Origin of the sequence: Vibrio sp. Vb0304 (assembly GCF_033338995.1) — a bacterium.
Lineage (GTDB): Bacteria > Pseudomonadota > Gammaproteobacteria > Enterobacterales > Vibrionaceae > Vibrio > Vibrio alginolyticus.
The window spans coordinates 34458-59392 of the sequence record NZ_JAWOTT010000007.1; the positions used below are offsets into that span (position 1 = coordinate 34458).

The 24935-nt window shown below is 44.7% G+C and carries 24 protein-coding genes; 17 read left to right on the top strand and 7 right to left on the bottom strand.

The annotated features are described in order from the left end of the window. From R7P35_RS11265 to R7P35_RS11325, 13 genes are all read left to right on the top strand, one after another. A partial coding sequence (locus R7P35_RS11265; RefSeq protein WP_206949301.1) for a chemotaxis protein CheW occupies positions 1 to 948 on the top strand: 948 nt, incomplete at its 5' end. Between the two features lie 35 nt (positions 949 to 983). Further along, the gene (locus R7P35_RS11270; RefSeq protein ID WP_005380507.1) at positions 984 to 1478 is read left to right on the top strand and encodes a chemotaxis protein CheW; all 495 of its coding nucleotides are present in this window, start codon (positions 984 to 986) and stop codon (positions 1476 to 1478) included. A 13-nt stretch (positions 1479 to 1491) separates the two neighbouring features. Then, a complete protein-coding gene (locus R7P35_RS11275) occupies positions 1492 to 1986 on the top strand; it encodes a DUF2802 domain-containing protein (RefSeq protein ID WP_025767176.1) in 495 nt (164 codons plus the stop codon). 289 nt (positions 1987 to 2275) lie between these two features. After that, positions 2276 to 2893, top strand: a complete 618-nt coding sequence (gene ccmA / locus R7P35_RS11280; RefSeq protein WP_005380511.1) for a cytochrome c biogenesis heme-transporting ATPase CcmA — start codon at positions 2276 to 2278, stop codon at positions 2891 to 2893. Position 2894: 1 nt separating this feature from the next. Further along, positions 2895 to 3563: a heme exporter protein CcmB gene (gene ccmB / locus R7P35_RS11285; RefSeq protein WP_005380512.1), complete on the top strand. Its 669-nt coding sequence runs from the start codon at positions 2895 to 2897 to the stop codon at positions 3561 to 3563. Positions 3564 to 3672: 109 nt separating this feature from the next. Beyond that, positions 3673 to 4416: a heme ABC transporter permease gene (locus tag R7P35_RS11290; protein ID WP_005380513.1), complete on the top strand. Its 744-nt coding sequence runs from the start codon at positions 3673 to 3675 to the stop codon at positions 4414 to 4416. A gap of 11 nt (positions 4417 to 4427) precedes the next feature. Beyond that, on the top strand, positions 4428 to 4634 hold the full coding sequence (gene ccmD, locus R7P35_RS11295; RefSeq protein WP_005380515.1) for a heme exporter protein CcmD: 207 nt from the start codon (positions 4428 to 4430) through the stop codon (positions 4632 to 4634). Continuing rightward, a complete protein-coding gene (gene ccmE / locus R7P35_RS11300) occupies positions 4631 to 5116 on the top strand; it encodes a cytochrome c maturation protein CcmE (protein WP_025767177.1) in 486 nt (161 codons plus the stop codon). Before ccmD ends, ccmE begins: the two co-directional genes overlap by 4 nt. Continuing rightward, positions 5113 to 7089 (top strand): heme lyase CcmF/NrfE family subunit, encoded by a 1977-nt coding sequence (locus R7P35_RS11305; RefSeq protein ID WP_017635943.1) that lies wholly within the window; start codon positions 5113 to 5115, stop codon positions 7087 to 7089. The genes ccmE and R7P35_RS11305 overlap by 4 nt, the downstream gene beginning before the upstream one ends. A gap of 1 nt (position 7090) precedes the next feature. Then, positions 7091 to 7645, top strand: coding sequence for a DsbE family thiol:disulfide interchange protein (locus R7P35_RS11310; protein WP_005380518.1), 555 nt, complete (start codon positions 7091 to 7093; stop codon positions 7643 to 7645). Next, on the top strand, positions 7642 to 8127 hold the full coding sequence (locus R7P35_RS11315; protein WP_005380519.1) for a cytochrome c-type biogenesis protein: 486 nt from the start codon (positions 7642 to 7644) through the stop codon (positions 8125 to 8127). The genes R7P35_RS11310 and R7P35_RS11315 overlap by 4 nt, the downstream gene beginning before the upstream one ends. Beyond that, positions 8127 to 9341, top strand: a complete 1215-nt coding sequence (gene ccmI, locus R7P35_RS11320) for a c-type cytochrome biogenesis protein CcmI (protein WP_042522520.1) — start codon at positions 8127 to 8129, stop codon at positions 9339 to 9341. Before R7P35_RS11315 ends, ccmI begins: the two co-directional genes overlap by 1 nt. A 216-nt stretch (positions 9342 to 9557) precedes the next feature. Further along, on the top strand, positions 9558 to 10331 hold the full coding sequence (locus R7P35_RS11325; RefSeq protein ID WP_005380523.1) for a VacJ family lipoprotein: 774 nt from the start codon (positions 9558 to 9560) through the stop codon (positions 10329 to 10331). 74 nt (positions 10332 to 10405) lie between these two features. Here R7P35_RS11325 and R7P35_RS11330 read toward each other — a convergent pair whose 3' ends face one another. The 4 genes from R7P35_RS11330 to R7P35_RS11345 all read right to left on the bottom strand — a co-directional run bounded on the left by R7P35_RS11330 (position 10406) and on the right by R7P35_RS11345 (position 14906). Then, complete coding sequence (locus R7P35_RS11330; protein WP_042522518.1) at positions 10406 to 11722, bottom strand: outer membrane protein transport protein; 1317 nt, start codon at positions 11720 to 11722, stop codon at positions 10406 to 10408. A 309-nt stretch (positions 11723 to 12031) separates the two neighbouring features. Beyond that, complete coding sequence (locus R7P35_RS11335; RefSeq protein WP_213904887.1) at positions 12032 to 13309, bottom strand: outer membrane protein transport protein; 1278 nt, start codon at positions 13307 to 13309, stop codon at positions 12032 to 12034. Positions 13310 to 13606: 297 nt separating this feature from the next. Beyond that, positions 13607 to 14338, bottom strand: a complete 732-nt coding sequence (locus R7P35_RS11340) for a DUF3379 domain-containing protein (RefSeq protein ID WP_017635939.1) — start codon at positions 14336 to 14338, stop codon at positions 13607 to 13609. Continuing rightward, a complete protein-coding gene (locus R7P35_RS11345) occupies positions 14331 to 14906 on the bottom strand; it encodes a sigma-70 family RNA polymerase sigma factor (protein WP_005380528.1) in 576 nt (191 codons plus the stop codon). Before R7P35_RS11345 ends, R7P35_RS11340 begins: the two co-directional genes overlap by 8 nt. A 720-nt stretch (positions 14907 to 15626) precedes the next feature. Here R7P35_RS11345 and fadI point away from each other — a divergent pair. After that, positions 15627 to 16934 carry an acetyl-CoA C-acyltransferase FadI gene (gene fadI / locus R7P35_RS11350; protein WP_005384447.1) on the top strand — a complete coding sequence of 436 codons (1308 nt, stop codon included), beginning with the start codon at positions 15627 to 15629 and terminating at the stop codon, positions 16932 to 16934. Then, positions 16934 to 19045 carry a fatty acid oxidation complex subunit alpha FadJ gene (fadJ, locus tag R7P35_RS11355; protein ID WP_213904885.1) on the top strand — a complete coding sequence of 704 codons (2112 nt, stop codon included), beginning with the start codon at positions 16934 to 16936 and terminating at the stop codon, positions 19043 to 19045. The genes fadI and fadJ overlap by 1 nt, the downstream gene beginning before the upstream one ends. 62 nt (positions 19046 to 19107) lie before the next feature. On the opposite strand, the gene R7P35_RS11360 is transcribed toward fadJ, so the two are convergent. Both R7P35_RS11360 and R7P35_RS11365 read right to left on the bottom strand, forming a co-directional pair. Then, positions 19108 to 19362 carry a CG2 omega domain protein gene (locus tag R7P35_RS11360; RefSeq protein WP_065274741.1) on the bottom strand — a complete coding sequence of 85 codons (255 nt, stop codon included), beginning with the start codon at positions 19360 to 19362 and terminating at the stop codon, positions 19108 to 19110. A 166-nt stretch (positions 19363 to 19528) separates the two neighbouring features. Continuing rightward, positions 19529 to 22306: an insulinase family protein gene (locus R7P35_RS11365; RefSeq protein WP_053306685.1), complete on the bottom strand. Its 2778-nt coding sequence runs from the start codon at positions 22304 to 22306 to the stop codon at positions 19529 to 19531. Between the two features lie 374 nt (positions 22307 to 22680). Here R7P35_RS11365 and sixA point away from each other — a divergent pair, with 374 nt between their 5' ends. Continuing rightward, positions 22681 to 23145 carry a phosphohistidine phosphatase SixA gene (sixA, locus tag R7P35_RS11370; protein WP_005380537.1) on the top strand — a complete coding sequence of 155 codons (465 nt, stop codon included), beginning with the start codon at positions 22681 to 22683 and terminating at the stop codon, positions 23143 to 23145. Positions 23146 to 23241: 96 nt separating this feature from the next. On the opposite strand, the gene smrB is transcribed toward sixA, so the two are convergent. Then, positions 23242 to 23772, bottom strand: coding sequence for an endonuclease SmrB (smrB, locus tag R7P35_RS11375; protein ID WP_005380539.1), 531 nt, complete (start codon positions 23770 to 23772; stop codon positions 23242 to 23244). Between the two features lie 62 nt (positions 23773 to 23834). Here smrB and prmB point away from each other — a divergent pair, with 62 nt between their 5' ends. Next, positions 23835 to 24767 carry a 50S ribosomal protein L3 N(5)-glutamine methyltransferase gene (gene prmB / locus R7P35_RS11380; RefSeq protein ID WP_005380541.1) on the top strand — a complete coding sequence of 311 codons (933 nt, stop codon included), beginning with the start codon at positions 23835 to 23837 and terminating at the stop codon, positions 24765 to 24767. Positions 24768 to 24935 lie beyond the last annotated feature (168 nt).

The following is a 24935-nucleotide window of genomic DNA, read 5'->3' on the forward strand; positions in this document are numbered from 1 at the left end:
CCAGAGCCAGAGCCAGAGCCAGAGCCAGAGCCAGAGCCAGAGCCAGAGCCAGAGCCAGAGCCAGAGCCAGAGCCAGAGCCAGAATTACAGCTACAATACTCGGAGCCAGAAACGTACCAGTTTCAAGAAACATATCCGCCAGAGTTGGAAGCTCCAAACCTGGAAGATGTTCAAAGGCTATTAAGTCAGCTTGAAGCAAGCAACCCAGTGGCTGAGTTGGATATTGATAGTATTCTTGAACAAAATACGATTGATATTGCAGCAGAGATAAAAGCGGCTGAGCCTGAGGTACAAACCTTTAGTGAGGTGCCTGAGCTTCAGGGTGTTGAGGAAATACAAGACTGGGTGATTGATGAGCCAGTTTTTGAGGAAGCGCAACCAGAGGTGGATGAACCTCACGCAGTGATCGAACAAAGTATCAATATAGAATCGAACGTCGATACTGAACTCGAAACACAAGCAGATTCCGATATACCAACGGTCTGGGAAAGCACGAAGCGAAGTGAGGACTTCCAAGTTCTTTACTTTGATGTGAATGGTGTCACGTTTGCTGTACCTCTTGATGAGTTAGGTGGTATTCATCGCATTAGCGAGCTTAACCATTTGATAGGAAAACCCGCCTGGTATTTGGGGCTACAAACAAATCGCGAGCAACAGTTTGATGTCGTCGATACCGCGAAATGGGTGATGGCAGATAAGCTTCGTGATGATAGCTATAAAGATAACTACCAATATGTCGTCATGCTTGGTGAGAGCATGTGGGGGTTGGCCAGTAACCAATTAATGGGGACGGAAACGCTTAATATCGACAAGGTTCGCTGGCGTGAGCAGGCGGGTAAACGCCCTTGGCTAGCGGGCATGGTAAAAGAAAAAATGTGTGCCTTAATTCATGTCCAGGCGCTCATTGACATGCTAAACGCCGGTTTAGATGTCAAATCACTGAATTAGATTTAAGTCGGGAACGACATTAACGAGGATTAACTATGTCTCAAGCTTTTGAAGTAGAAGTGAAGAAAGATGCATCGAATGACGAAGTTCTTCAGTGGGTGACGTTCCAGCTAGAAGAAGAAACGTACGGCATCAACGTAATGCAAGTTCGTGAAGTACTTCGTTATACTGAAATTGCCCCTGTTCCAGGTGCACCAGATTATGTACTTGGTATCATCAACCTACGCGGTAATGTAGTTACTGTTATCGATACACGTTCACGTTTTGGCCTGATGGAAGGCGAAGTCACCGACAACACTCGTATTATTGTGATCGAGTCTGAGCGTCAAGTGATTGGTATCTTAGTAGATAGCGTGGCAGAAGTCGTTTATCTGCGTTCTTCTGAAATTGATACGACGCCTTCAGTTGGTACCGACGAGAGTGCGAAGTTCATCCAGGGTGTGAGCAACCGTGACGGCAAGCTTCTTATCCTTGTGGATTTGAACAAGCTGCTAACAGATGACGAGTGGGACGAGATGGCTCACCTTTAATGGCTGAATGATGATGGCTGAAGAGACTCTTTTATCTGCCCCATTCCTTGCGGGTGGCGTTGCTTTTATCGTGTTGGTATTGGTTGTTTTGCAACTGCGGATTCGCTCGGGGTTACAAAAGCAGTTAGATCAACAACGAGCTCAATCTCGACACGCAGATAAAGAAGTGCAAAAGTTGAGTAAGCAGTTACTCGAAGTGCGCTCGGTTGTTGTTGGTCTTGGACAAAAAGTGACCGAGCAACAAGACATTATTCAGCACTTAAACGAGAGAATTCGCGAACTCGAACACGCTGATACTGATGGTCGCTTGTACAGTCGCGCTTCTAAAATGGTACAGCTTGGCGCTGATATCAACGAGCTGATTGAAGAGTGCGAACTACCAAAAGCCGAAGCTGAGTTGATGCTTTCACTGCAGAAGAAACTGGCGGGGAAAGAGAAGATTCCACCATTAAGTGGTCAGCCATCAGATGACTCAGAATATCCAACGCGTGGACGTCGTCGACGCTAAAGGTTATCAAGCGAAAAAAAGAGGCGTTATTACGCCTCTTTTTTTGTTTTTAGCCTCTAATGCTCTTCTTAAATACAACCCTAGACAACCTTCAGTCGATCTTGCTCTTAGTTCTGGCCTCTCAAATTCAAAATGAGCGCTTATAACTACTTATAGTTAATTTTATTAAAGTGTGATGATTAATTAACAAAAATACATGAACTTACATGTAACCTAGCCCTCTTATCCTGTTTTGTCATAACTAAGCTGTGCTAATATAGCGGCTCGTTCATTTTTTAGTTGAAGCTCTATGTTAGAAGTGTCTAACCTGACAGCAATCCGTGATGAAAGGGTTCTGTTTGAAAACCTGCAGTTTGAAATTAAGCCTGGTGAATTGGTCCAGATCGAAGGGCGTAATGGTACTGGTAAAACTACATTGCTACGGATTGTGACAGGGTTAGGTGATAGAGAAGAAGGTGTCATTAAATGGAAAGGCGAAGAGGTTGAAAAATCTCGTGATGTTTTCCATCAAGATCTGCTTTTCTTAGGACATCAAACAGGAGTGAAACGAGAGCTTACCGCATTAGAAAACTTACGTTTTTATCAATCTATTCAAAATAATCGCTCTTCAGACGAAGAAATCTTCATCGCTTTGACTCAAGTAGGATTAGCTGGTCGAGAAGATGTGCCTGTAGCACAACTTTCCGCAGGTCAGCAACGACGAGTCGCATTGGCAAGGTTATGGCTCAGTAAGCAAATTTTATGGATCTTAGATGAGCCGTTGACTGCCATTGATAAGCAAGGTGTCAAGGTGCTTGAATCTTTGTTCGCAAGTCATGCTGATAATGGCGGTATTGTTGTGTTGACGACGCATCAAGATATGTTTGCGGACAGCCCGAAACTTAGAAAAATAAAGCTGGGTGACTGATATGATTTCCTCGATGACCACCATCATTCGTCGTGAGCTCCTAATCGCATTTCGCCGTCAGGCAGACATTCTGAACCCGCTGTGGTTCTTTATTATTGTCATTACTCTCTTTCCTCTGAGTATTGGACCAGAACCTAATTTGTTAGCACGTATTGCAGCGGGCATCGTTTGGGTTGCCGCATTGCTGTCCGCCTTATTATCATTAGAGCGTCTATTTCGTGATGATTTTCAAGACGGTGCACTAGAACAAATGATGCTAATGCCGATTCCATTGCAACTTGTCGTGGTTTCAAAGGTCATAGCACATTGGTTGTTAACAGGGTTACCTCTGATTTTAATTAGCCCATTATTGGCGGTTTTACTTTCGCTCGACTTCAATACTTGGCTATCGGTTGTATTAACCTTGATGATCGGTACACCAACACTAAGTTTTATTGGCGCCATTGGTGTGGCGTTGACTGTTGGGTTGCAAAAGGGTGGCGTTCTTTTGAGTTTGCTTATTCTTCCGCTCTACATCCCAATTTTGATTTTCGCAACATCGGCAATTGATGCTGCGGCACTCGGTATGGCGTATAACGGTCAACTAGCGATTTTAGGTGCGATGCTAATGGGGGCGATGACATTAACGCCTTTTGCCATCAGTGCCGCATTGCGAGTTAGTGTTAACTAACTCAATAAAGTGCCAATGAAGCGGCGCTTGATCAAAGAATTATTATTAAAGCACTGCTACGGTCTCAACCCTTTAGACAGTGTCCCTGAAGTAAGAGTGAGAACAAAACATGTGGAAATGGCTACATCCTTATGCCAAGCCAGAAGCAGCTTATCGTTTGAGTGGTAAGTTTCTGCCTTGGTTTTCTGTATTGGCCCTCGTATGCTTATCGGTTGGTACGGTTTGGGGGCTTGCATTTGCGCCTTCAGATTACCAACAAGGTGACAGTTTCCGAATCATCTACATTCATGTCCCATCAGCTATTTGGTCTATGGGCGTTTATATGTCGATGGCGATCGCTGCATTTATTGGCCTAGTATGGCAAGTTCGCCTATCTGATATGGCGGCACTTGCGATGGCTCCGATTGGTGCAGTATTTACTTTTATTGCTCTACTTACAGGTGCTGTTTGGGGCAAGCCTATGTGGGGCACTTGGTGGGTATGGGATGCCCGTCTTACATCTGAATTGATTCTTCTATTTCTCTACCTTGGTGTGATTGCGCTTTACCATGCGTTTGACGATCAAAAAACCGCCGCAAAAGCTGCTGGTATTTTAGCGATCGTAGGCGTAGTAAACCTACCTATCATTCACTTTTCCGTGGAATGGTGGAACACGCTTCATCAAGGTGCGACGATCACGAAATTTGAACAACCTTCTATTTCATCCGACATGCTTTGGCCGTTATTGCTGAACATCTTTGGCTTTGCGTTCTTCTTTGGTGCCGTGACGATGGTCCGTTTTCGTAACGAAATCATCAGTAAAGAAAGTCACCGCCCTTGGGTGCGCAAACTCGCAACAGAACAAACTCAGTGAGGTAACTGATTATGCATTTTGAATCTCTGAGCGACTTTTTTGCCATGGGTGGCTACGCATCATACGTATGGAGTGCGTTTGGTATTACTTTCTTATCCATGCTGATTCTTCTGATCACTAGCCTTCGCCGCGGTGATGCATTATTGAAAGAAGTGAAAGCAAAAATTGACCGTCAAGCTCGTATCGACGCAGCGAAGAACATGGAGAACACCTTATGAACCCGAGACGTAAAAAGAGGCTAGGTATTGTACTAGCGATCTTTATCGGTATTAGTGCCACCATTGGTTTGATACTTTATGCGCTTAACCAAAATATGGACCTTTTCTACACTCCAACGGAATTGGTTAATGGTAAGCCAGATGGCACCAAGCCAGAAGTAGGCCAGCGTCTGCGTATCGGTGGAATGGTGGTTGTGGGCTCAGTTCGTCGAGATCCTAATTCTTTGAAAGTGAGTTTTGACCTGCACGATGTCGGTCCGAAAGTGACGATTACCTACGACGGTATTCTTCCTGACTTGTTCCGTGAAGGGCAGGGTATTGTTGCTCAAGGCGTACTGAAAGATGCCACGACAGTTGAGGCATTTGAGGTCCTAGCGAAGCACGATGAAGAATACATGCCACCAGAAATTGCAGAAGCGATGAAGAAAACGCATGAACCGCTTCAATACAGCACCGAACAGATACAAGGAAGCGGCCAATGATTGCTGAAATCGGTCACTTTGCTCTCATTCTTTCGCTTGCAATGGCAGTGCTGTTGAGCGTATTGCCATTGTGGGGAGCATCGAATAATAACACCATGCTCATGAACACAGCGCGACCGCTATCTTGGTCTATGTTCCTGATGCTGTTGTTCTCTTTCGCCATTTTATGTTGGGGATTTTATACCAACGACTTCACGTTACAGTATGTAGCGAGCAACTCGAATAGTCAGCTTCCTTGGTACTACCGTTTAACCGCAGTATGGGGTGCGCACGAAGGTTCACTGTTGCTATGGGTGTTAATCCAAGCTGCTTGGACTGTCGCTGTAGCGACGTTTAGTCGTGGTATGCCGCAAGAGTCGGTTGCACGTGTACTTGCTGTTATGGGAATGATCTCAGTGGGTTTCCTACTGTTTATCATCCTAACGTCAAACCCATTCCTACGTACGTTACCGTTCTTCCCGGTTGACGGGCGTGACTTGAACCCTCTGCTTCAAGACCCTGGTTTGATTGTTCACCCGCCAATGCTTTACATGGGCTATGTTGGTTTCTCGGTTGCATTCTCTTTTGCGATCGCATCCCTAATGACCGGACGCCTTGATACGGCTTGGGCTCGTTGGTCTCGTCCTTGGACAACCGCAGCATGGGTATTCTTAACACTTGGTATCGCACTAGGTTCTTGGTGGGCTTACTACGAACTTGGCTGGGGTGGCTGGTGGTTCTGGGACCCAGTAGAAAACGCATCATTCATGCCTTGGTTAGCGGGTACCGCATTAATGCACTCTCTTGCCGTGACAGAAAAACGCGGCACATTTAAAGCGTGGACGGTACTATTGGCAATCTCTGCATTTTCGTTGAGTTTGTTGGGCACCTTCTTAGTCCGTTCCGGTATTTTAGTATCGGTGCACGCGTTCGCGTCTGACCCGTCGCGCGGTATGTTTATTCTAGGCTTCCTCGTTTTCGTTATCGGCGGCTCTTTATTGCTGTTTGCCGTAAAAGGGGCAGCAGTGCGTGTACGAGGTAACTTCGACTTAGTCTCACGTGAAAATGCGCTCTTAGCCAACAACGTATTACTTATCGCCGCTCTTGTTGTGGTGTTAGTGGGGACACTGTTGCCGCTCGTACACAAGCAGCTTGGTTTGGGGTCGGTCTCTATCGGTGCGCCATTCTTTGATATGCTATTTGCGTGGTTAATGATGCCATTTGCTTTCCTGCTTGGTATTGGCCCTCTTATTCGTTGGAAGCGAGACAATTTATCTAAACTTGTGAAGCCAATGCTCGTTTCAGGTGTGCTTGCTTTCGCCTTGGCCGCGCTATGCGTGTACCTGTTTGCCGATTTCTTCTCAACCATGGCTTACATTGGTTGGGTGATGGCGATTTGGATTATTGCGATGCATGGCTTTGAACTGTACGAGCGCGCAACGCACCGTCATAGCTTTAGTGAAGGTGTTCGCAAGCTGCAACGTAGCCACTGGGCAATGATGTTGGGTCATGTTGGTCTGGCGGTATCTGTTATCGGTATTGCGATGGTACAGAACTACAGCATCGAGCGTGATGTACGTTTAGCACCTGGCGAACACTTCCAAATTCAAGGCTATGATTTCTACTTCTCAGGCTTGCGTGATAAAGATGGTCCAAACTACGATGGCTACATCGCAGACTTTGAGATCACACATGATGGCAAATACGTGAATACGCTTCACGCAGAGAAGCGCTTCTACCGTACGGCTAAGTCTATGATGACTGAAGCAGCCATTGACCGTGGTATTAGCCGCGACCTATACATTGCAATGGGTGAACGTTTAGACGACAACCGATCTTGGGCTGTTCGTATTTACTATAAACCGTTCGTTCGTTGGATTTGGGCTGGCTCTTTGATTATGGCATTAGGCGGCGCACTAGCGATTTCTGATAAACGCTACCGCTTCCGTAAATCGCCGAAGAAAAACGCGAAGTCAAAAGAGCAGGAGGCATAACATGAATAAGAAAATCTTATTTATTCCGCTTGTCGCTTTCATGATTCTAGCGGGCATTTTCGCAACCCAATTAATGCGTAACCAAGAGGGCGATGATCCAACTAAATTGGAGTCGGTTTTGGTTGGTAAGCCTGTTCCTGAATTTCACTTAGAAGATCTGGCTGAGCCTGGAAAACAGTACGACCAATCAATTTTTAAAGGTGAACCGTTGCTCTTGAACGTTTGGGCAACGTGGTGCCCAACGTGTTATGCAGAGCATAAATACCTAAACGAATTGGCGGGTAAGGGCGTTAAGATCATCGGTATGAATTACAAAGATGATCGTAATAAAGCAATAGGTTGGCTGAATGATCTCGGCAACCCGTACTTGATCAGCCTATTTGATGGCAGTGGTATGCTTGGCCTTGACCTTGGCGTTTATGGTGCTCCAGAAACATTCATTATTGATGCAAATGGTGTGATTCGCTATCGCCATGTAGGGGATGTAAACCCACGTAATTGGTCAGAAACACTGGAGCCGCTTTACAACAAATTGGTTGAGGAGGCGAAGCAATGAGAAAGCTAATTCTTGCCGTTTTTGCTGCGATGACATTATCTCTTGCTGCTCATGCGGCCATTGAAGTGTACGAGTTTGATAATTTGGAACAAGAACAGCAGTTCAAAGAGTTAAGCCATACGCTCCGTTGCCCTAAATGTCAGAACAACACGATCTCGGATTCTAACGCTGAACTTGCTCAGGACTTACGCCATAAGGTGTACGAAATGACCAAAGAAGGTAAGTCCAAAGATGAGATTGTTGATTACATGATCGCCCGTTACGGTAACTTCGTGACTTACAACCCACCATTTACGGTCGCGACTGCGATTTTGTGGCTAGGGCCACTCGCTGTAGTACTGGGTGGTTTTGGTTTGATTGTACTGCGTAGCCGTAAATCTAAAGTTAAGGCAAAAGCGAGCAGTGACGAGCAATGGGATGAGCAAAAAGAAGCTCGTTTAAAAGCATTGCTTGAAGAAGAGAACAACGGAGATAAGAAGTAATGACACTATTTTGGATTTCCACCGTTGCTCTCACGCTTATTGCTTGTGCGCTGGTGGCTTTGCCGCTGCTTAAACAAAAAGCGAACAATGATGATGTGTTACGCGATGAGCTCAACAAGGCATTTTATAAAGACCGACTATCTGAGCTTGCAGAAGAAACTGACGAAGGTCTTGTTGAAAGTGAAGACGAACTGATTTCTGATCTAAAGCAATCACTGCTTGACGATATCCCTGGTGATAAAGCGCAAAAAGAAACCAAGGTTTCTCCAATCGCGGTTTTAGTTCCATCGGTAATTCTGACAGTGGTGCTGAGCTATGGTTTGTATTATAAATTTGGCGCGTCAGACGATATTGTTCAATGGCAAGAAGTGTCTGCAAATCTACCTGAGTTATCGAAAAAGCTGATGTCGGCTTCTTCTGAGCCGCTGAGTGACGATGAAATGGCGGATTTGACCCTAGCCCTTCGAACTCGCTTACATTACCAGCCGGAAGACTCGACAGGTTGGTTACTGCTAGGTCGTATTGCGTTAGCAAATCGTGATGTCACCACGGCTATCGATGCGATGGAAAAATCGTACCGCCTAGAGCCAAAAGACCCAGATGTGATGTTGGGTTATGCACAAGCTCTGATGCTGTCTCAAGAGGAAATGGATCAAGCGACGGCTCGCTCATTACTCGGCAAGCTGATGCAGCAAGACTATGTCGATCTGCGTGTGTTTTCTTTGTTAGCGTTCGATGCGTTTGAGCGTCAAGACTTCCCGGCAGCCATCAAGTACTGGGGAATCATGCAGCAAATGATTGGTCCAGAAGATAGCCGCTACGAGATGTTGTCACGCAGTATTGAGAGTGCTCGTAAGCAAATGGGCGAAGCGGTTTCACCGGATAAGAGTGTAGCAGTGACAATTAATGTGGCACCAAATGCTCGGTTGGATCCAAACGCAGTTCTGATTGTGTCAGTACACCGTTCAGATGGCTCCCCGATGCCTGTGGCTGCTGCTCGTTATCCGCTAGGTACTTTCCCTCGCACAGTCGTATTAGATGATGGCAATGCCATGATGCAAGGGCAAAAGTTATCTTCACTCGATAAGCTAATCGTCCGTGTGCGTGTAGATTCTGACGGTAACGTAGCAACGCGTGATCAAGATTGGCACGGAGAAAGTGACGTCGTTGAATTTGGCGCACCAGTAGAAGTGACCATTGATCAGCAGTATTAATTGTTAACATCTGTCTCTGAAACATGACAACGAGGTAGAGTCAGTTGCCTTTAGTGGTATGACTCTAAACGATCGAGTAGAATACCGAAGGCCAGCGATTGCTGGCCTTTATTTATTCCCATATCTGAGTCATCTTTACTATGTATCCTGCTCAACATACGTACAATGGTTAATCGGGGTGACTTAGGTACATTAATAGTCGTTATGGAAAATAAAATGTATAACAAGGGTAAATCTACCTTCTTGTTGCTGTTAGCCGTTGGACTGGTTGGCTGTTCAAGTGCGCCTGATGAAGCAGTAACAGGACAAGAAACAAATCAAACGACTTCTGATGTGTATGACCCGTTGGAAGGCTTTAACCGAACCATGTGGGAACTCAACTACGAATATTTAGATCCGTATTTGGTTCGTCCTGTATCACTTGCGTATGTAGAATACACGCCAGTTCCTATTCGTTCTGGTATCGCTAACTTCTTATCGAACTTAGATGAGCCAGCAAGCATGGTTAATAACTTAATCATGGGTAATGGTACGAAAGCCGTGGACCACTTTAACCGTTTTTGGATTAACTCGACGTTCGGTATTTTCGGTTTATTCGATATTGCAAGTGCCGCGGGTATTACGAAGTACGACGAGAAAGCGTTCAGTGATGCGGTAGGCCACTATGGTGTTGGAAATGGTCCTTACTTCATGGTTCCAGGTTATGGTCCGTATACCTTACGTGAAGTGACAGATACCGTAGATAGTACGTATTTACCCCTCTCTTATCTCAACTTCTGGGCGAGTTTGGGTAAGTGGGCGTTTGAAGGAATGGAGAAGCGTGCTTTATTAGTACCGCAAGAAGCTCAGCTAGACTCGTCGCCGGATCCATATATTCTAACTCGCGATGTTTATATCCAGCGTCAAAACTTTAAAGCAGAAGTTGAAACGGTAGAAGAAGTTAACATCGAAGAAGAAGAGTATTTAGACGAATACCTAGAAGACTTTTAAGCGTTGTTCTTCACAATAGAGAAATGAAAAAAGGCTTAGCTGATGCTAAGCCTTTTTTGTATTTTGCAGCTTGGTTAGAAACGGTAGTTTGCTTGAACACCGATTAGCCAAACATTACCCGTAGTTTCGCCTACGAATTGGCCACCGACTTGTTCTGCAGTGTCGTCTGACTTGTAACCACGAGACTCAACGATTGGTGCGTCTTTCGCAAAAATATAGGTGAAGCCAGCGTCTAGGCTGAAGTCTTTCGTCCAATCGTACGTTGCGCCAATACTTAGCCAAGTGCGGTCAGTTTCTGGAATAGTGATCGTACGGTTTTTGTCGCTTACTGCTGAAGTATCGTATGCAATACCAGTGCGTAGCGCTAGCTTAGGATCAAGCTGGTAAGTGGCACCAACAGCAAAGCGATAGTTGTCTTCCCAGTTTTCTACTTTAACCATATGCGTGCCAGCAGTATCTAGACGTGCTTCCAATTTCTCGAAAGAGCTCCAATCCGTCCAGTTAACGCTTGCGTGTAATGCAAGTTGGTCTGTTACTTGGTGGAAGCTTGCCAACTCAGCCGTTGCAGGCAGGTTTAGATACATGTAGCCGTTGTCGCGTTCAGAAGTACCGAAGCCAAAACCAAGACCTTCAGCATGGCCTTCAAGCTTCAGTTCAACTTCAGATTTGTACGCGAATCCGATACGGTTATTTTCATTGATCTGCCATGCTGTACCAACTTGCCAGCCCCAAGCGGTATCGTCACCTTCCATGTATTTTAGAGCGGTACCTTGAGGAACACTGATTGGTTGATTAGTTTCAGGGTTTAACCCTACAACGTTATTCTTAGGAGCTGCTGCGCCAAAGCTGCCTTCGCCGATGATGTAACGGATACCACCACCAACGCTGATTGATTCATTGACTTTGTAAGCTGCGTTCAAGTTCGCTTCCATTGTCGTTACGCTTGCTTCGTTACCGAAGTGCGAGGCACCAAAGCCTTTACCTAAATCGGTTTCCATGCCGTAGTTGGTGCCAAATGCCAAACCAATCGCGAATTTCTCATTATATTGGTGTGATAGGTAGAAGTTTGGAATGATTGCATCATGTGCGAAGTCATCTGAAGATGCAGAAGAAGTGCTACCGTGGAAGTTTACATCACCTTCAATATCAATATTTGGGTTCACATAGATTGCACCAACGGACACTTGAGTGCCTTCCAAATAAGTTAGCATTGCTGGGTTACGCCATTGTGCACTTGCGTTGTCAGCCATTGCTGCTTCACCAGCATATGCTCGACCTAGGCCTGTTGCAGAATATTCAGCAAGTTGGAAACCTGCTGCGTTAGCCATGCCCGTTGCGCCAAGTAGGCTTAATGCCACTGCTGTTGATAGAAGAGTCTTGTTGGTTTTCATTCGAATGTTCGCTGATTTATTTATAACGTGGGACGAAAGTTTAAAGGTAGAGTTTTTACTTTAGAAATGAAAATCCAGTATAAGCAGTCATTTGGAATATTATGCTTTCAAGTGTTGATTGGGTGGTTTAATTATCTAACTGTGAAAGGCTTGTAAACGGAATTCAGCGAACAGCTGTGCGTCCTAATTGTGAGATTTAGATACACGTGTTCACTCAAATTGAGTGGGCAATAAATCGCAGATATGAAAAAAGGCTGGAAATCCAGCCTTTTATATAAAGTATTTTTCTACTAACTAACAGCGAAGCGTTTAGAAGCTACGGCTGTATTGTAAGCCGAATAGAATAGCATCAGCGCGTGTTGTTGCTGACAAGCTCGAGATATTTTGAGGGCTTTGAGCGTCACTTGGGTTGTACATTGGGTTAGGTGTTGATTCATTTACCTCAACATCTTTACCCATTAGGTACGTAAAGCCAAAGTCGACATTTGATTTACTATCAATGTGATAAGTAAAGCCGGTAGAGAACCATTGGCGATCTGAGTCAGGAACGGAAACAGACGTTAAGTCAGCTTGGGCGCTCGTGTCGTACATGTAACCAGCACGAAGTGTCCAGTTATTACTTAGGTAATATGTACCACCAATCGAGTAGTGCCAAGCATCTTGCCACTGGTACTGTTTATCGTACGATGAGCCAAGAGGAGAGCCTTTTAAGTTAGAGAATTCAATTTGATCGAAAGTTTCCCAGCCAATGTATTGGATACTGTAGTGTACAGCAAACTTAGTGTCTTGAATTTTGTGGAAGCCGGAGAACTCGGCCATATCTGGTAAAGGTAGTGTGATTTTTTGACCTTTATCGTCTTTTGCTTCCATTTCTGGACTATGACGGTATGCAAGACCAAATCGATTGTTTTCATCTAGCTCGTACACAGTACCAACATTGAAACCTACAGCCCAACCATCAGCTTCGTCTACATCGACGAGTGTGCCTATTGCAGCATGTTCACGCTTCATTGTACCTTGGCCGTAGATTAAATCTAAACCAGCACCAAAGCTCCATTGTTCATTGAGACGGTAAGAACCTGCAAGGCCAAAGTTTACGCTCTTAACATCAGTTAAGCCGCCATATTCTTTTGCCGCAAAGCTATTGTCGAATTCTGTTTTAGTACCGAAATTAGAGTATGCGTTTACGCCCCATGCAAACTTGTCATTTACAGGAACGATTAGATGAATGTTCGGTGCAATAGAAGTATCGCCAGCGTCGTCATAGTTTGAGTCGACAGGCTTGAACAGTGTTGGTGCTACTTGGCACGTTGAACCACAATATTTCGCATCTTTCACTTCAATCATTGAAGTAATGCTTTCGAAACCTAGCGACAGTTCCATTTTATCAAACAGAGCCATTGCTGCTGGGTTACGAGCCATTACTGCTGCATTATCTGCGATTACTGCATCACCAGCAAATGCACGGCCGATGCCAGTTGCTGATTGAGCGTTGATTTGGAAACCCGCTGCCATCGATTGACCTGAGGCAAAAGCTACCGTTACTGCTAGGAGAGTCTTTTTAAACAGACGCGTGTTCTGAGTCATTTGTTTTTCCTTATTAGATTCGTCTCTTTGGACGATAAATTGAGCTTTTGCTCAGTGGCGCAGATAGTAGTATCAATAGTTGCTTGGACAAATCCGACCATTGGATAAAATTGAATAAAAATTGCAGAAATGATGTCTAAAAGACGGGAAATTGCACTTAAAATGCATAATTTAGAGTTTAAGCTCTAAATGCGATAGGGGTGGTGAATGTTTTGTGTTCAATTTATACAAAAATGCCGCTAAATAAGATCATTTAGCGGCATTTAACCTTTTGAAGGCTGGAAATCGTCGAAGTTGTTACATTGGCTTAATCATTGATGCAAGAGTCGTAGCGATCGCATCAATATTTTCACCTTCTTCCCCGACTAAAATCAGGCTTGAACTCCCGACGGGCTGAACGATTCCGGTCATGCCATCCTTACTAAAGTCGGTACTTTGTTCGCTTGGAATACCAGTAATAAATAACGTTACTTTACCTTTTGGACCTTGGAACACCATATGCACCGCATTGGATTCGCCAAAACCGCAGTGGTTTAGGTAGTAAACGTGATATGGAAAGTTTTCACTAAACTGGTAATGAAATGGCGACATTTTCGCATTAATTTGCGAGCTCGGTACATCCTCATCAAGATGACGAACAAACGGTTCTTCATGAATAACGTGTTTCATTGCGGTATCCGCTAAACTGGCTTGTGCTGGAGACACCAAAACATTTCCCCAGTTTACTTGGCCAACTAATAATCCTGCGGTGAACGCAATAGAAGCGGCAAGTGCCATTGCTTTGCGGACAAAGTTTGGTCTGACGACCTTCTCTTCATCAAGTGCACTCGACGTCTGGCTAAATAAAATCTTATCTGCGAGATCTTCGGGTACATCCACATTCATGGCTTGTTTAATTTTTACATCGAGATCCAAAACGTCATCAACAAACTTATTGTTGGCGTCGCTACCAGCTAAAGCTTGCAGAATCTCTTCATCCTTTTGTTTTGGATCCGACAAAATACGACGACGAAATTCTAAATCATCCATTCTTTTGTCCTCTCTTAGTATCTTGAGAATCCAACATCTCTTTAAGTTGATTACGAGCGCGAAATAGTCGAGTCATCACTGTGTTTTTATTTAAATCAAGAATGTCGCCAATTTCTTCTCCACTGAAACCACCGACAACTTGGAGAAATAAAGGCTCACGATATTCAACATCGAGCTTCATGATCTGTGCCTGCAGCCATTCTTGCTGATGATGTGAGTCATCGCTGACTTTAGCATCATTGCCGTAATCATCGATATCAACTAAATCAAATTGTTTACGTTCGAAGCGGCGCGCATTTTCTCGTCTCAATATTGTGATGAGCCAAGACTTGGCAGCTTTTTCGTCTTGGAGGCTATCGAGTGACTTCCAAGCTCTAAGACAGGTTTCCTGAACTAGATCTTCCGCGACCGCTTTATCTTTGCACAACCAATATGCGTAGCGGTACAAGTCACGATGATACCCTCGGACGAGCGCTTCGTATTTTCTTTGCTTGTCCATATCAGAGTTGACCGGACTGTTGGAATTTTTCTTTCCAAACATTTTTAATATGGCCACAGGAGCCTCCATCCTCGCTCTGTGAGTTTCTTATTTGTTCTGAGCATGACTTTACTTGCTTCATCGCTTAGCGGTTTTGGTTGCAGGATTTGTCATGCAACCCCTTTGACACAATAAGCCATGTGGTTACCTAAAAGTGTATACGCAAATGTCAGATATCATCGAACACGAATTGATATATATTGTTAACAATATCATCATTAGTAATCAATGGCTTGGATAAGTTCACTCGATGGAGCATTAAAAGGGACTTCTGATGGTGGATTCTTGAATTGTTTTGAATCAATAATCGCTTTAGGTGAGCTTAAAACTCGTAAAATCACTATAAAATTGATCTATTTCAAAATATCAAGCAGTGAAGGGGTTATAGTACACCTTGTCATCTCGTTAGTCATTGCGACTAACATGTTGAGCAAGATGACACTTCCTTTTGAAGGCTGACTTTACTTTCTCCTAATCAGGAAACTGATTACTTTTCAATTGGCGTAAGTTAATTGTTTTATAGATATTCCGACCACACAGTTATGTGTGGTTTTTTTTTGCTTCGATTTTACTTTCCGTATACCTCTTACCGTTTTAACTCTCTATAGTTAACCATTAGTAATCGCATAAGAATCAAAGAAGTAGAGTAATTGAACTACTTGCTTCACGTTTATTTAAACGCACGTTTGATAAATTTAACAAATTCATTACAATGCATCAGGTCAGACCTCTTGTATTTAAGGAGAAACAATGGGCAAGCAGGAAGTAAAAACACGCAATGGTGAGCGTGTCGCTATTGTCGCGGGGCTTCGAACTCCCTTTGCTCGTCAAAGCACGGAATTTAGCCAAGTGCCAGCGGTCGATTTAGGGAAAATGGTAGTAAGCGAAATGCTTGCTCGAACAGATATTGATCCGAAGCTAATCGAACAAGTGGTATTTGGACAAGTAGTACAAATGCCTGAAGCGCCAAACATCGCACGAGAAATCGTGTTAGGCACTGGTATGAACATCCATACTGATGCATACAGTGTGACTCGAGCGTGTGCGACGAGTTTTCAAGCGGCGGTTAATGTCGCAGAAAGCATCATGGCGGGAACCATCGATATTGGTATTGCTGGCGGTGCAGACTCTTCTTCCGTCCTGCCTATTGGCGTATCAAAGAAACTGGCCGCTAATCTGCTTGCTCTTAGTAAGACAAAAACAATGGGTCAGAAGCTTAGTATCCTCAAAAACTTGAGCTTTAAAGACCTGATGCCAGTGCCACCAGCAGTAGCAGAGTACTCTACGGGTTTATCCATGGGACAAACTGCAGAGCAAATGGCTAAAACACATGGTATTTCTCGCGCAGAACAGGATGCGCTTGCACATCGTTCTCATACGCTGGCTTCTCAAGCTTGGAAAGAAGGAAAAATCCAAGATGAAGTGATGACGGCTTTCCCTGAACCATACAAAAAGTGGATTTCGGAAGATAACAATATTCGTCATGACTCAACGGTTGAGGGATACGCGAAATTGCGACCTGCGTTTGATCGTCAGTATGGCAGTGTTACGGCAGCGAACAGTACGCCATTGACTGATGGTGGTGCGGCAGTGATGTTGATGCGAGAAGGTAAAGCGAAAGAGCTCGGAATGGAGATCCTTGGTTACATCCGAGGTTATGCATTCTCTGCTATCGGCGTGGAAAAGGACATGCTGATGGGTCCGACTTATGCCACAGCGAAAGTGCTTGAAAATACAGGCTTGGAACTGTCAGATTTGACGTTGATCGACATGCACGAGGCCTTTGCTGCTCAAGCATTGGCGAATGTGAAGATGTTTGCTTCCGATAAGTTTGCTCAAGAAAACCTTGGTCGCTCAAAAGCGATTGGTGAAATTGACATGGATAAGTTCAACGTGCTTGGCGGATCAATTGCTTATGGTCACCCATTTGCTGCGACTGGTGCGCGTATGATGACGCAAACCCTACGAGAGCTAAAACGCCGTGGCGGTGGTATTGCATTGAATACCGCATGTGCTGCTGGTGGTCTTGGTGCGGCAATGATTCTGGAGGTTGAGTAATGAGCGAGCAAAAAGCATTTAGTCTAAAGGTTGATGAGCAAAATATTGCTTGGTTAGCCATCGATGTTCCTAATGAAAAAATGAATACGCTGCAGGCGGCTTTTGCTGACGAAATGAAAGAAATTTTTGCTCAGCTAAAAGACTCCAGTGGTATTAAAGGGATGATCATCCACTCCCTAAAACCGGACAATTTTGTTGCGGGCGCAGATGTTAGAATGCTAGAAGCATGCACCACAGCAAGTGAAGCGGAAGCCTTAGCAAGGCAGGGTCAGGAGTTGTTCCAGCAGCTATCGGACTTACCGTATCCTGTCGTTGTGGCCATTCATGGCACATGTTTGGGCGGTGGTTTAGAACTGGCTCTTGCATGTGATTATCGTGTTTGTACGGATTCTGACAAAACGCGTTTAGGTCTGCCAGAAGTACAACTTGGTTTATTGCCAGGTTCTGGTGGTACTCAGCGTCTGCCACGTTTGATTGGCCTGTTACCATCGTTGGACTTGATCCTGACGGGTAAACAACTTCGTGCGAAGAAAGCTAAAAAACTGGGCGTTGTGGACGCCTGTGTGCCTGACACCATTTTGCTCGACGTAGCAAAACAGTTTATCGACAAAGGTAAAAACAAGGGTCCGAAAAAGCTATCGACGAAAGAAAAGGTGATGTCTGGTAGCGGGCTAGGGCGCAAGTTTGTATTTGAGCAAGCTGCGAAGAAAACGAATCAAAAAACTCGCGGTAACTATCCAGCAACGGTTGCAATTCTAGAAGTTATTCAACATGGCTTAGAGAAAGGCTTCGCTAAAGGCCAAGAACTTGAAGCGAAGCGCTTTGGTGAGCTTGTGATGAGCTCAGAGTCAAAAGCGCTCCGTTCGATCTTCTTTGCCACAACAGAAATGAAGAAAGAAAATGGCACGGATGCGAAACCAGCACCAGTTCATAAAGTTGGTGTGCTTGGTGGTGGTCTGATGGGCGCCGGAATCAGCCATGTGTCTGTTGCAAAAGCAAAAGTACCTGTTCGCATCAAAGATGTTAGCAACGATGGCGTTTTAAATGCGCTCAACTACAACTACAAGTTATTTGAGAAACAGCGCAAACGTCGCATTCTATCCAAGGCCGATCTGCAAGCGAAAATGCTGCAACTGTCTGGTGGTGTCGATTTTACCAGTTTTAATCATATTGATGTCGTAATTGAAGCCGTTTTTGAAGACTTAGATCTTAAGCAAAAAATGGTGGCGGACATTGAAGCAAACGCTAAGACAGAAACTATCTTTGCGACCAATACTTCTTCGTTGCCTATCCACAAAATTGCAGAAAAAGCAGAGCGTCCAGAAAACGTAGTTGGTTTGCATTACTTCAGCCCAGTAGAAAAAATGCCTTTGGTGGAAGTGATTCCGCATGAAACGACGTCAGATGAAACCGTTTCAACAGTTGTTGCACTTGCTAAGAAGCAAGGTAAAACCCCGATCGTAGTGAAAGACAAAGCGGGCTTTTACGTGAACCGCATTCTTGCTCCATACATGAACGAAGCGGCGCATATTTTGTTGGCTAACGAACCGATCGAAAAGATTGATACGGCGTTGCTTGACTTTGGTTTCCCTGTCGGCCCGATTACCTTACTGGATGAAGTCGGTGTCGACATTGGCGCGAAAATTATGCCGATTCTGGTTAATGAGTTAGGTGACCGATTCAAAGGCCCGGATGTGTTTGATATCTTGTTAAATGATGGACGTAAAGGACGCAAGAGTGGTAAGGGCTTTTACACTTACAAGGGCAAGAAGAAAGATGTCGACAAATCGATTTACAAACTGCTTAAGCTCGACCCTGAATCTAAGCTAAGCGATAACGATATTGCGTTGCGCTGTGTGCTGCCAATGCTGAATGAAGCGGTACGTTGTTTGGATGATGGCATCATTCGCTCGCCACGTGACGGTGATATTGGCGCGATATTTGGTATTGGTTTCCCACCGTTCTTGGGTGGTCCGTTCCGTTACATGGACCAATTTGGCATTAAAGAGCTCGTAGAGAAAATGAATGAGTTTGCATCGAAGTATGGCGATCGTTACGCGCCATGTGATGGTTTGCTTACTCGAGCTGGTGAAGGGACAACGTTCTATTAAACGTTGCTTCGGTAGAGAAAAAGGCTTGCCAGTGGCAAGCCTTTTTCATAAAGAAGAAATGGTTACTTCTTCTTGTCTTTCTTATCTTTATTGTGGCCTTTACCTGGGTTGTCGTCCCCGTGAACGCTGCTGTTACCTTTTTTGTCTTTATCATTCCACTGCTTTGAAGAGCAATCATCTGATTTGATGGATACATTGTCTCCGCTAAGGCGCACACAGTCGTCACTTAATTCGAAGCCATCGCCTTTGACTGAGATTTCAGCGTAAGCAGATGCCAATGGCAGTATAAGAGCCACTAGTAAAAGTGCTTTTTTCATGATTACCTCATTAAGTTATTTTTAGTGCGGTAATTAGAGATAAGCCGCAATGGCGTAATTTCAATTTTCTGCCAATTATGGTGCCGATTCAATCTATGAGACCGACAACCTCATGGGTTTGTAGGTACATTCTAGTAATCGACAATTTTATTTCTGAGCAACTAGATCACCCCAAGCCGCAATCTTTTGGCCGAAGTTGGAACTCTTCAATCGATCCTATTTCTTGTCCTAGATGGATGCGCGGAGCCTCCGAATGCGCTTGACCTTGAGAGTGCATGATCAAACGATTTGCAGTACGAGGTTTCAATTCGTTCACAACGAAGCGAATCATGTCTGCGCGCGTCAGCTTCTTCAACTCCGTAAGTACCTTGTCACGTTGGTTAAACTCAGTGTCTTTGTTTCCTATTGCAACCCAAAGACGTTGAGCTCGTCCTCGAAGAGTGGTGTCAGGCGTTGCTATTTGGTTCCACAAGCCGCGCTTACTGCTGTGCCATTGGTAATCGTTTAACTCTAACAACACCATATAAAAGGCATTTAAAAACTCATCGATTGAGGTAACCAGCTCGGCAGGTGCTGCATTAGGTGACTGCACATACAGTACAATACCAGGGTGACGATTTAGCGGCATATTGCCAGTGCCTACCATGTAACCTAATTGCTGCTTGGTACGGATTTCGTGGAAAAACGTTGCCGACATAAGGTGATTGGCCAATGAGTATAGCGCGATACTGCGAGGCTCAATATCCTCGCACTGGTGGTAAATAACGACTGCGGAATCTTGCTGATTACAATGCACCTCACGTTGAAAACTGCCATTTTTACCTAGCATAATGAGCGGACGAAGTGCTTCTTCATAACGTTGCTCGTTCACTCTTAGAGCATCCTTTAAGGTCGTTGCCATGTCATGGGCTTGCTGGCGTTGCCAGTCTCCGTAGACAAACATTTCGACGTGCAGTTCTGCAAGAATGGATTCTACGAATACCGAGAGTTCATCGACTTCGATTTCTTCTAGCGCTTCGACTAAGGTTGCGAAAGGCGGGTTATTGGGTTGAAGTAACCCAGTAAGTGCGTTAAACAGCTGAGAAATAGGGCGATCTTGTGAAGCATTTCTCCAGTTTCGTAACAGTTGTTGTTTGATGGTTTCAAAGCGAGCAGGGCTGAAATCTCGAGAAGCAAAACGGTGCAGAATCATTTCCAGCAACTGAGGCAGCTTTTGACTGAACCCAGAGAGGGTTAAGGTCACGCCACCTTGGTGAGCGTACATGTTGTAACCCATCCCTGCGATTTCTGCTTGATAGGTTTCTTTTGCTAGCGAATCGAGGAACATCTCTACACATAAGCGCGTTTTGACGATGTTCTTTGGTGATGCAACGGCATGAGAGCTGTCGATAGCGACATAAACGACACCTTTAGGCACGCGAAATTCGTCATCTTGCAAATGCCACAGCCGAAACCCTTCGAGATCCTCAATCAACTCTGGCAGCGAATCACCATTTTCGAGTGGCATGGGGTCGAGGTCGTAGCAAATATAAGGGTTCTTTTTCGGTAAGACGAATTGCCAGCTTGGGTCGATTTGTTGATAGAAACGACGTTGGTCCTCACTAAAAGGTGTGACGGAGTACGGGGTAAAGTACCATTCGGCAGTACGGTTGTATTCCAGGCCTTTAGCAATCAAAGTGACGCGTACATTATCGATGGTTAAGTATCGCAGCAATGAACGCTGTAACTCCTCATCGTAGCCCGCCATTTTGTAGTCACCATAAACCGTGTCTTCCGGTTGATAGTGCTGCATGTTGATCACCAGATGGCTGACGAGATCCATTGGGCGCGATGGCTCTTGGAAGCGGAAAGCCGATTCTAATACCGCTTGTTTTTCGAGATAGCGCCATTCATCTAACCCGTCTTGTTTGATCATCGAGAGGTATTGAAAAACAGCTTGAACGATATCATCAACATGATCTAAGCCGTTTGGCGTCAGGGTGCAGCTTACGGTAAAGTCTCGGTAGTTACTGCCACTCGCGCCGCCGCCCGCTGAGAGAGAGGTAATCCAGCCTTTTTCTTTGAGTTGAAGCATCAAACTGCCTTCTCCTTCATAACCCAACAGGTGAGCAAAGTAGGAGAGTGGCTTCACGCTATAATGCGCATCCATTCCCGGCATGGGGAATGTGAGAATCAGTTTACGGAACTCTTTGAGCGGCTCGACTTGAACCAAAATGCCCGTGCTTTCCTCAGTGCCTATCGGTACATCAATCGATTTTCCACGAAGGTGGTGATTTGGGATGTCGGCAAACATGGTTTCTACCCAAGCTTGCTGTTCATCGAGCGACTGTGGCCCAAATAGAGTCAGTGTCATCAAATCGGCGGAATACTGAGAGTGGTGAAACTCCACAATTTCGTCGCGGATGGATTTACCATCTCGGTCGCCAAGAGTATCTAAGTTTCCGACAGAGAATTTTGAAAACGGGTGCTCTGGATTGATGACTTCTTTGTTAACTTGATACAGGCGACGAGAATCATCATTGAGTTTGAGCTTGTATTCGGAGTCGACAGCCTGGCGTTCTTTGTCTAATGCTTCTTCGTTAAACAAAGGTGCGGTAAAAAATTGGCTAAATCGATCTAAGGCACTTTCAAAGGCATTTGGAGCAATATTGAAAAAGAAACAAGTGTGCTCTGTACCAGTCCAAGCGTTGTTTGTTCCACCGTGTTGGCTAATATAGCTTTGAAACTCGCCCACTTTAGGGTATTTTTCCGTACCCAAAAAAAGCATGTGTTCTAAATAGTGTGCCAGACCTTGGCGATCGTTTGGGTCGTCGAAGTGTCCAACGTTCACTGCCAGAGCAGCTGCCGACTGTTGAGCTGTATCGGAATGAATCAGCAGTACACGCAGTTCATTGCTCAAGGTAATGTAGCGGTATTGATTTGAATCGTTAGGACTTAGATGCACGATGCGTCTCCAGATTTCGCATTACAGTAATTTAGGCTCCCCTCGCGGGGGGCGCAAAGTTTGCGTTTCGACAAATACTGCTTGCCGTATTTTTGTTATTCGTAGACTTCTGCACAGGCCCATCGCGTTTGCGTATGGGGAAGAACTGTTTGAGTGAATGCTCTGAACTCATTGCACAGTTAAATAGTGTGATGAACTGAGTACATTCTTTTAATAGATTGTTAAGAAAGTCGCTATCTTTAACAAGCGAATTGGTATAATGAACAGATAATTATATCAGTATTTTTGTTTCGTCATTGTTAAAGTTAGCCCCGTCTATCTAATAAAGATAGCAGTCAACCTTTTGGTAGCGTTAGCTATCCCTAGGAAATAACATGAAAATATTCATCATGCGTCACGGTGAAGCCGAGCATTTTGCAGATTCAGACGCAGCACGACAATTGACCCCAAGAGGCAGAGTCGAATCAGAAGCGGTTGCGAGAGCCTGTAAAGAACAGGGTTTTGCGCAATTCGATAAAGTGTTGGTGAGTCCGTACATTAGAGCTCAACAAACTTGGCAAGAGATCAGTGCGTATTTCTCTGCAAAAAGCATTGAAACTTGTGAAGATATTACACCTTATGGCCAGTCCGAGCATGTCTTCGATTTCGCAAGTGCATTAATCGAAGTCGAACAATTGGACTCGCTTTTGTTCGTATCGCATTTGCCTTTGGTCGGTTATCTGACTTCAGAGTTTGTAAAAGACATGACACCACCGATGTTTCCTACATCAGGGCTAGTGTGCATTGAATATGATTTACAAACACAAAATGGTGAAGTGCTTTGGCATATTACGCCATAAGTGTCTAAACCAAAATAAGCGTTTGCAAATTAGAGACAGAATAAGAAAGGCAGGAGATCCCTGCCTTTTCGTTTCGTCGTGTCTACAGCAAGCCTGTTACTTTTCAGGAATAGAAAGCAACACTAACAACGCACCATCACCACCAAATTCTAGTGGCGCTTGGTGAAAAGCCATAACGTCAGGATGCTGTGCTAACCAAAGTGGGGCTTTCTGTTTCAGGATGTGTTTCCCAATACCATGTTGCACACACGCACAATGAATCTCGTTTTTGATGCAATAGGCTATCATCGCACCAAGCTCGCGTTTTGCTTCTTGCTGTGTCATGCCGTGCATATCGAGGAACACGTCCGGTACATACACGCCACGACGTAGACGTTTGACTTCATAAGTGGAGACGTCGTCACGTGCATAACGAGTTGGACCTTCATCGTTTAATAGAGGGACAAACTCGTCTGAAAAGTAAAATTCAGAGTCACTCGCTTCACGGTTGGAGCGCTTGATTTCTTTTTGCTTAGTATTTTTTTTTGGTTGCTGGATTATGGTATCCTGTCGCAACTTTTTTACGCCCTGTACTGCTTCCTGAAACAAGGCGAAATCGTCATCGTTCTCGGTGTCTTTTTTGCTCATTAGGTAAACAATTTCATTAATAAACTTTATTGGCAGTATTGTAGCGCTTTTCGGAGGCAATTTTGGATAAGATTTTTGTAGAAGAAGCGGTATCGGAACTGCATACCCTTCAAGATATGATTCGTTGGACGGTAAGCCGCTTTAATGCAGCGAACCTGTTTTACGGTCATGGTACTGATAATGCGTGGGATGAAGCTGTTCAGCTTATCCTGCCAACCTTATACTTGCCGATTGATGTGCCTCCGCACGTATTGAACTCTCGCCTAACGACAAGCGAGCGTCTGCGTATTGTTGAGCGCGTAGTAAAACGCATCAACGAGCGTACGCCAACAGCATACCTAACAAACAAAGCATGGTTCTGCGGTCTTGAGTTCTTCGTTGATGAGCGTGTACTTGTGCCACGCTCTCCTATCGGCGAATTGATTCAAGCGGAATTCCAACCTTGGTTGGTGGAAGAACCTACGCGCATCATGGACCTATGTACGGGTTCTGGTTGTATTGCGATTGCTTGTGCGCACGCTTTCCCTGAAGCAGAAGTGGATGCGATCGACATCTCTACAGATGCTCTACAAGTGGCTGAGCAAAACGTACAAGATCACGGTATGGAGCAGCAAGTGTTCCCAATTCGCTCTGATTTGTTCCGTGATCTTCCAAAAGAGAAATACAATCTAATCGTGTCCAACCCACCATATGTGGATGAAGAAGACATGAACAGCCTGCCAGATGAGTTCACGCATGAGCCTGAGCTTGGTTTAGCCGCGGGTACGGATGGTCTAAAACTAGTGCGTCGTATTCTTGCTAACGCGCCAGATTATCTAACAGATAACGGCATTCTTATTTGTGAAGTCGGAAACTCAATGATTCATATGATGGAACAGTATCCAGAGATTCCATTTACTTGGATTGAGTTCGAGAACGGCGGTCATGGCGTATTTATGCTAACGCGTGACCAGCTGGTTGAGTGTGCAGAAGAGTTTAAACTGTACAAAGACTAATAGAGTCTTGCACTAAACATCAAAACACCGAGCTTTATGCTCGGTGTTTTTTTTATGCATACCTCGCCGATATTAACTCTTTACATCAAAACGTAATAAAGCCACTATGAATCCACGAAGAATTGGAAAGCAGCTATGCTCTGTTTTGAGAGAGCGTGGCGATAAAAA

Coding starts and splice junctions, on each gene's coding strand:
- R7P35_RS11270 (WP_005380507.1), top strand. CDS start 984: ATGTCTCAAGCTTTTGAAGTAGAAGTGAAGAAAGATGCATCGAATGAC.
- R7P35_RS11275 (WP_025767176.1), top strand. CDS start 1,492: ATGGCTGAAGAGACTCTTTTATCTGCCCCATTCCTTGCGGGTGGCGTT.
- ccmA (WP_005380511.1), top strand. CDS start 2,276: ATGTTAGAAGTGTCTAACCTGACAGCAATCCGTGATGAAAGGGTTCTG.
- ccmB (WP_005380512.1), top strand. CDS start 2,895: ATGATTTCCTCGATGACCACCATCATTCGTCGTGAGCTCCTAATCGCA.
- R7P35_RS11290 (WP_005380513.1), top strand. CDS start 3,673: ATGTGGAAATGGCTACATCCTTATGCCAAGCCAGAAGCAGCTTATCGT.
- ccmD (WP_005380515.1), top strand. CDS start 4,428: ATGCATTTTGAATCTCTGAGCGACTTTTTTGCCATGGGTGGCTACGCA.
- ccmE (WP_025767177.1), top strand. CDS start 4,631: ATGAACCCGAGACGTAAAAAGAGGCTAGGTATTGTACTAGCGATCTTT.
- R7P35_RS11305 (WP_017635943.1), top strand. CDS start 5,113: ATGATTGCTGAAATCGGTCACTTTGCTCTCATTCTTTCGCTTGCAATG.
- R7P35_RS11310 (WP_005380518.1), top strand. CDS start 7,091: ATGAATAAGAAAATCTTATTTATTCCGCTTGTCGCTTTCATGATTCTA.
- R7P35_RS11315 (WP_005380519.1), top strand. CDS start 7,642: ATGAGAAAGCTAATTCTTGCCGTTTTTGCTGCGATGACATTATCTCTT.
- ccmI (WP_042522520.1), top strand. CDS start 8,127: ATGACACTATTTTGGATTTCCACCGTTGCTCTCACGCTTATTGCTTGT.
- R7P35_RS11325 (WP_005380523.1), top strand. CDS start 9,558: ATGTATAACAAGGGTAAATCTACCTTCTTGTTGCTGTTAGCCGTTGGA.
- R7P35_RS11330 (WP_042522518.1), bottom strand. CDS start 11,722: ATGAAAACCAACAAGACTCTTCTATCAACAGCAGTGGCATTAAGCCTA.
- R7P35_RS11335 (WP_213904887.1), bottom strand. CDS start 13,309: ATGACTCAGAACACGCGTCTGTTTAAAAAGACTCTCCTAGCAGTAACG.
- R7P35_RS11340 (WP_017635939.1), bottom strand. CDS start 14,338: ATGGATGATTTAGAATTTCGTCGTCGTATTTTGTCGGATCCAAAACAA.
- R7P35_RS11345 (WP_005380528.1), bottom strand. CDS start 14,906: ATGGAGGCTCCTGTGGCCATATTAAAAATGTTTGGAAAGAAAAATTCC.
- fadI (WP_005384447.1), top strand. CDS start 15,627: ATGGGCAAGCAGGAAGTAAAAACACGCAATGGTGAGCGTGTCGCTATT.
- fadJ (WP_213904885.1), top strand. CDS start 16,934: ATGAGCGAGCAAAAAGCATTTAGTCTAAAGGTTGATGAGCAAAATATT.
- R7P35_RS11360 (WP_065274741.1), bottom strand. CDS start 19,362: ATGAAAAAAGCACTTTTACTAGTGGCTCTTATACTGCCATTGGCATCT.
- sixA (WP_005380537.1), top strand. CDS start 22,681: ATGAAAATATTCATCATGCGTCACGGTGAAGCCGAGCATTTTGCAGAT.
- smrB (WP_005380539.1), bottom strand. CDS start 23,772: ATGAGCAAAAAAGACACCGAGAACGATGACGATTTCGCCTTGTTTCAG.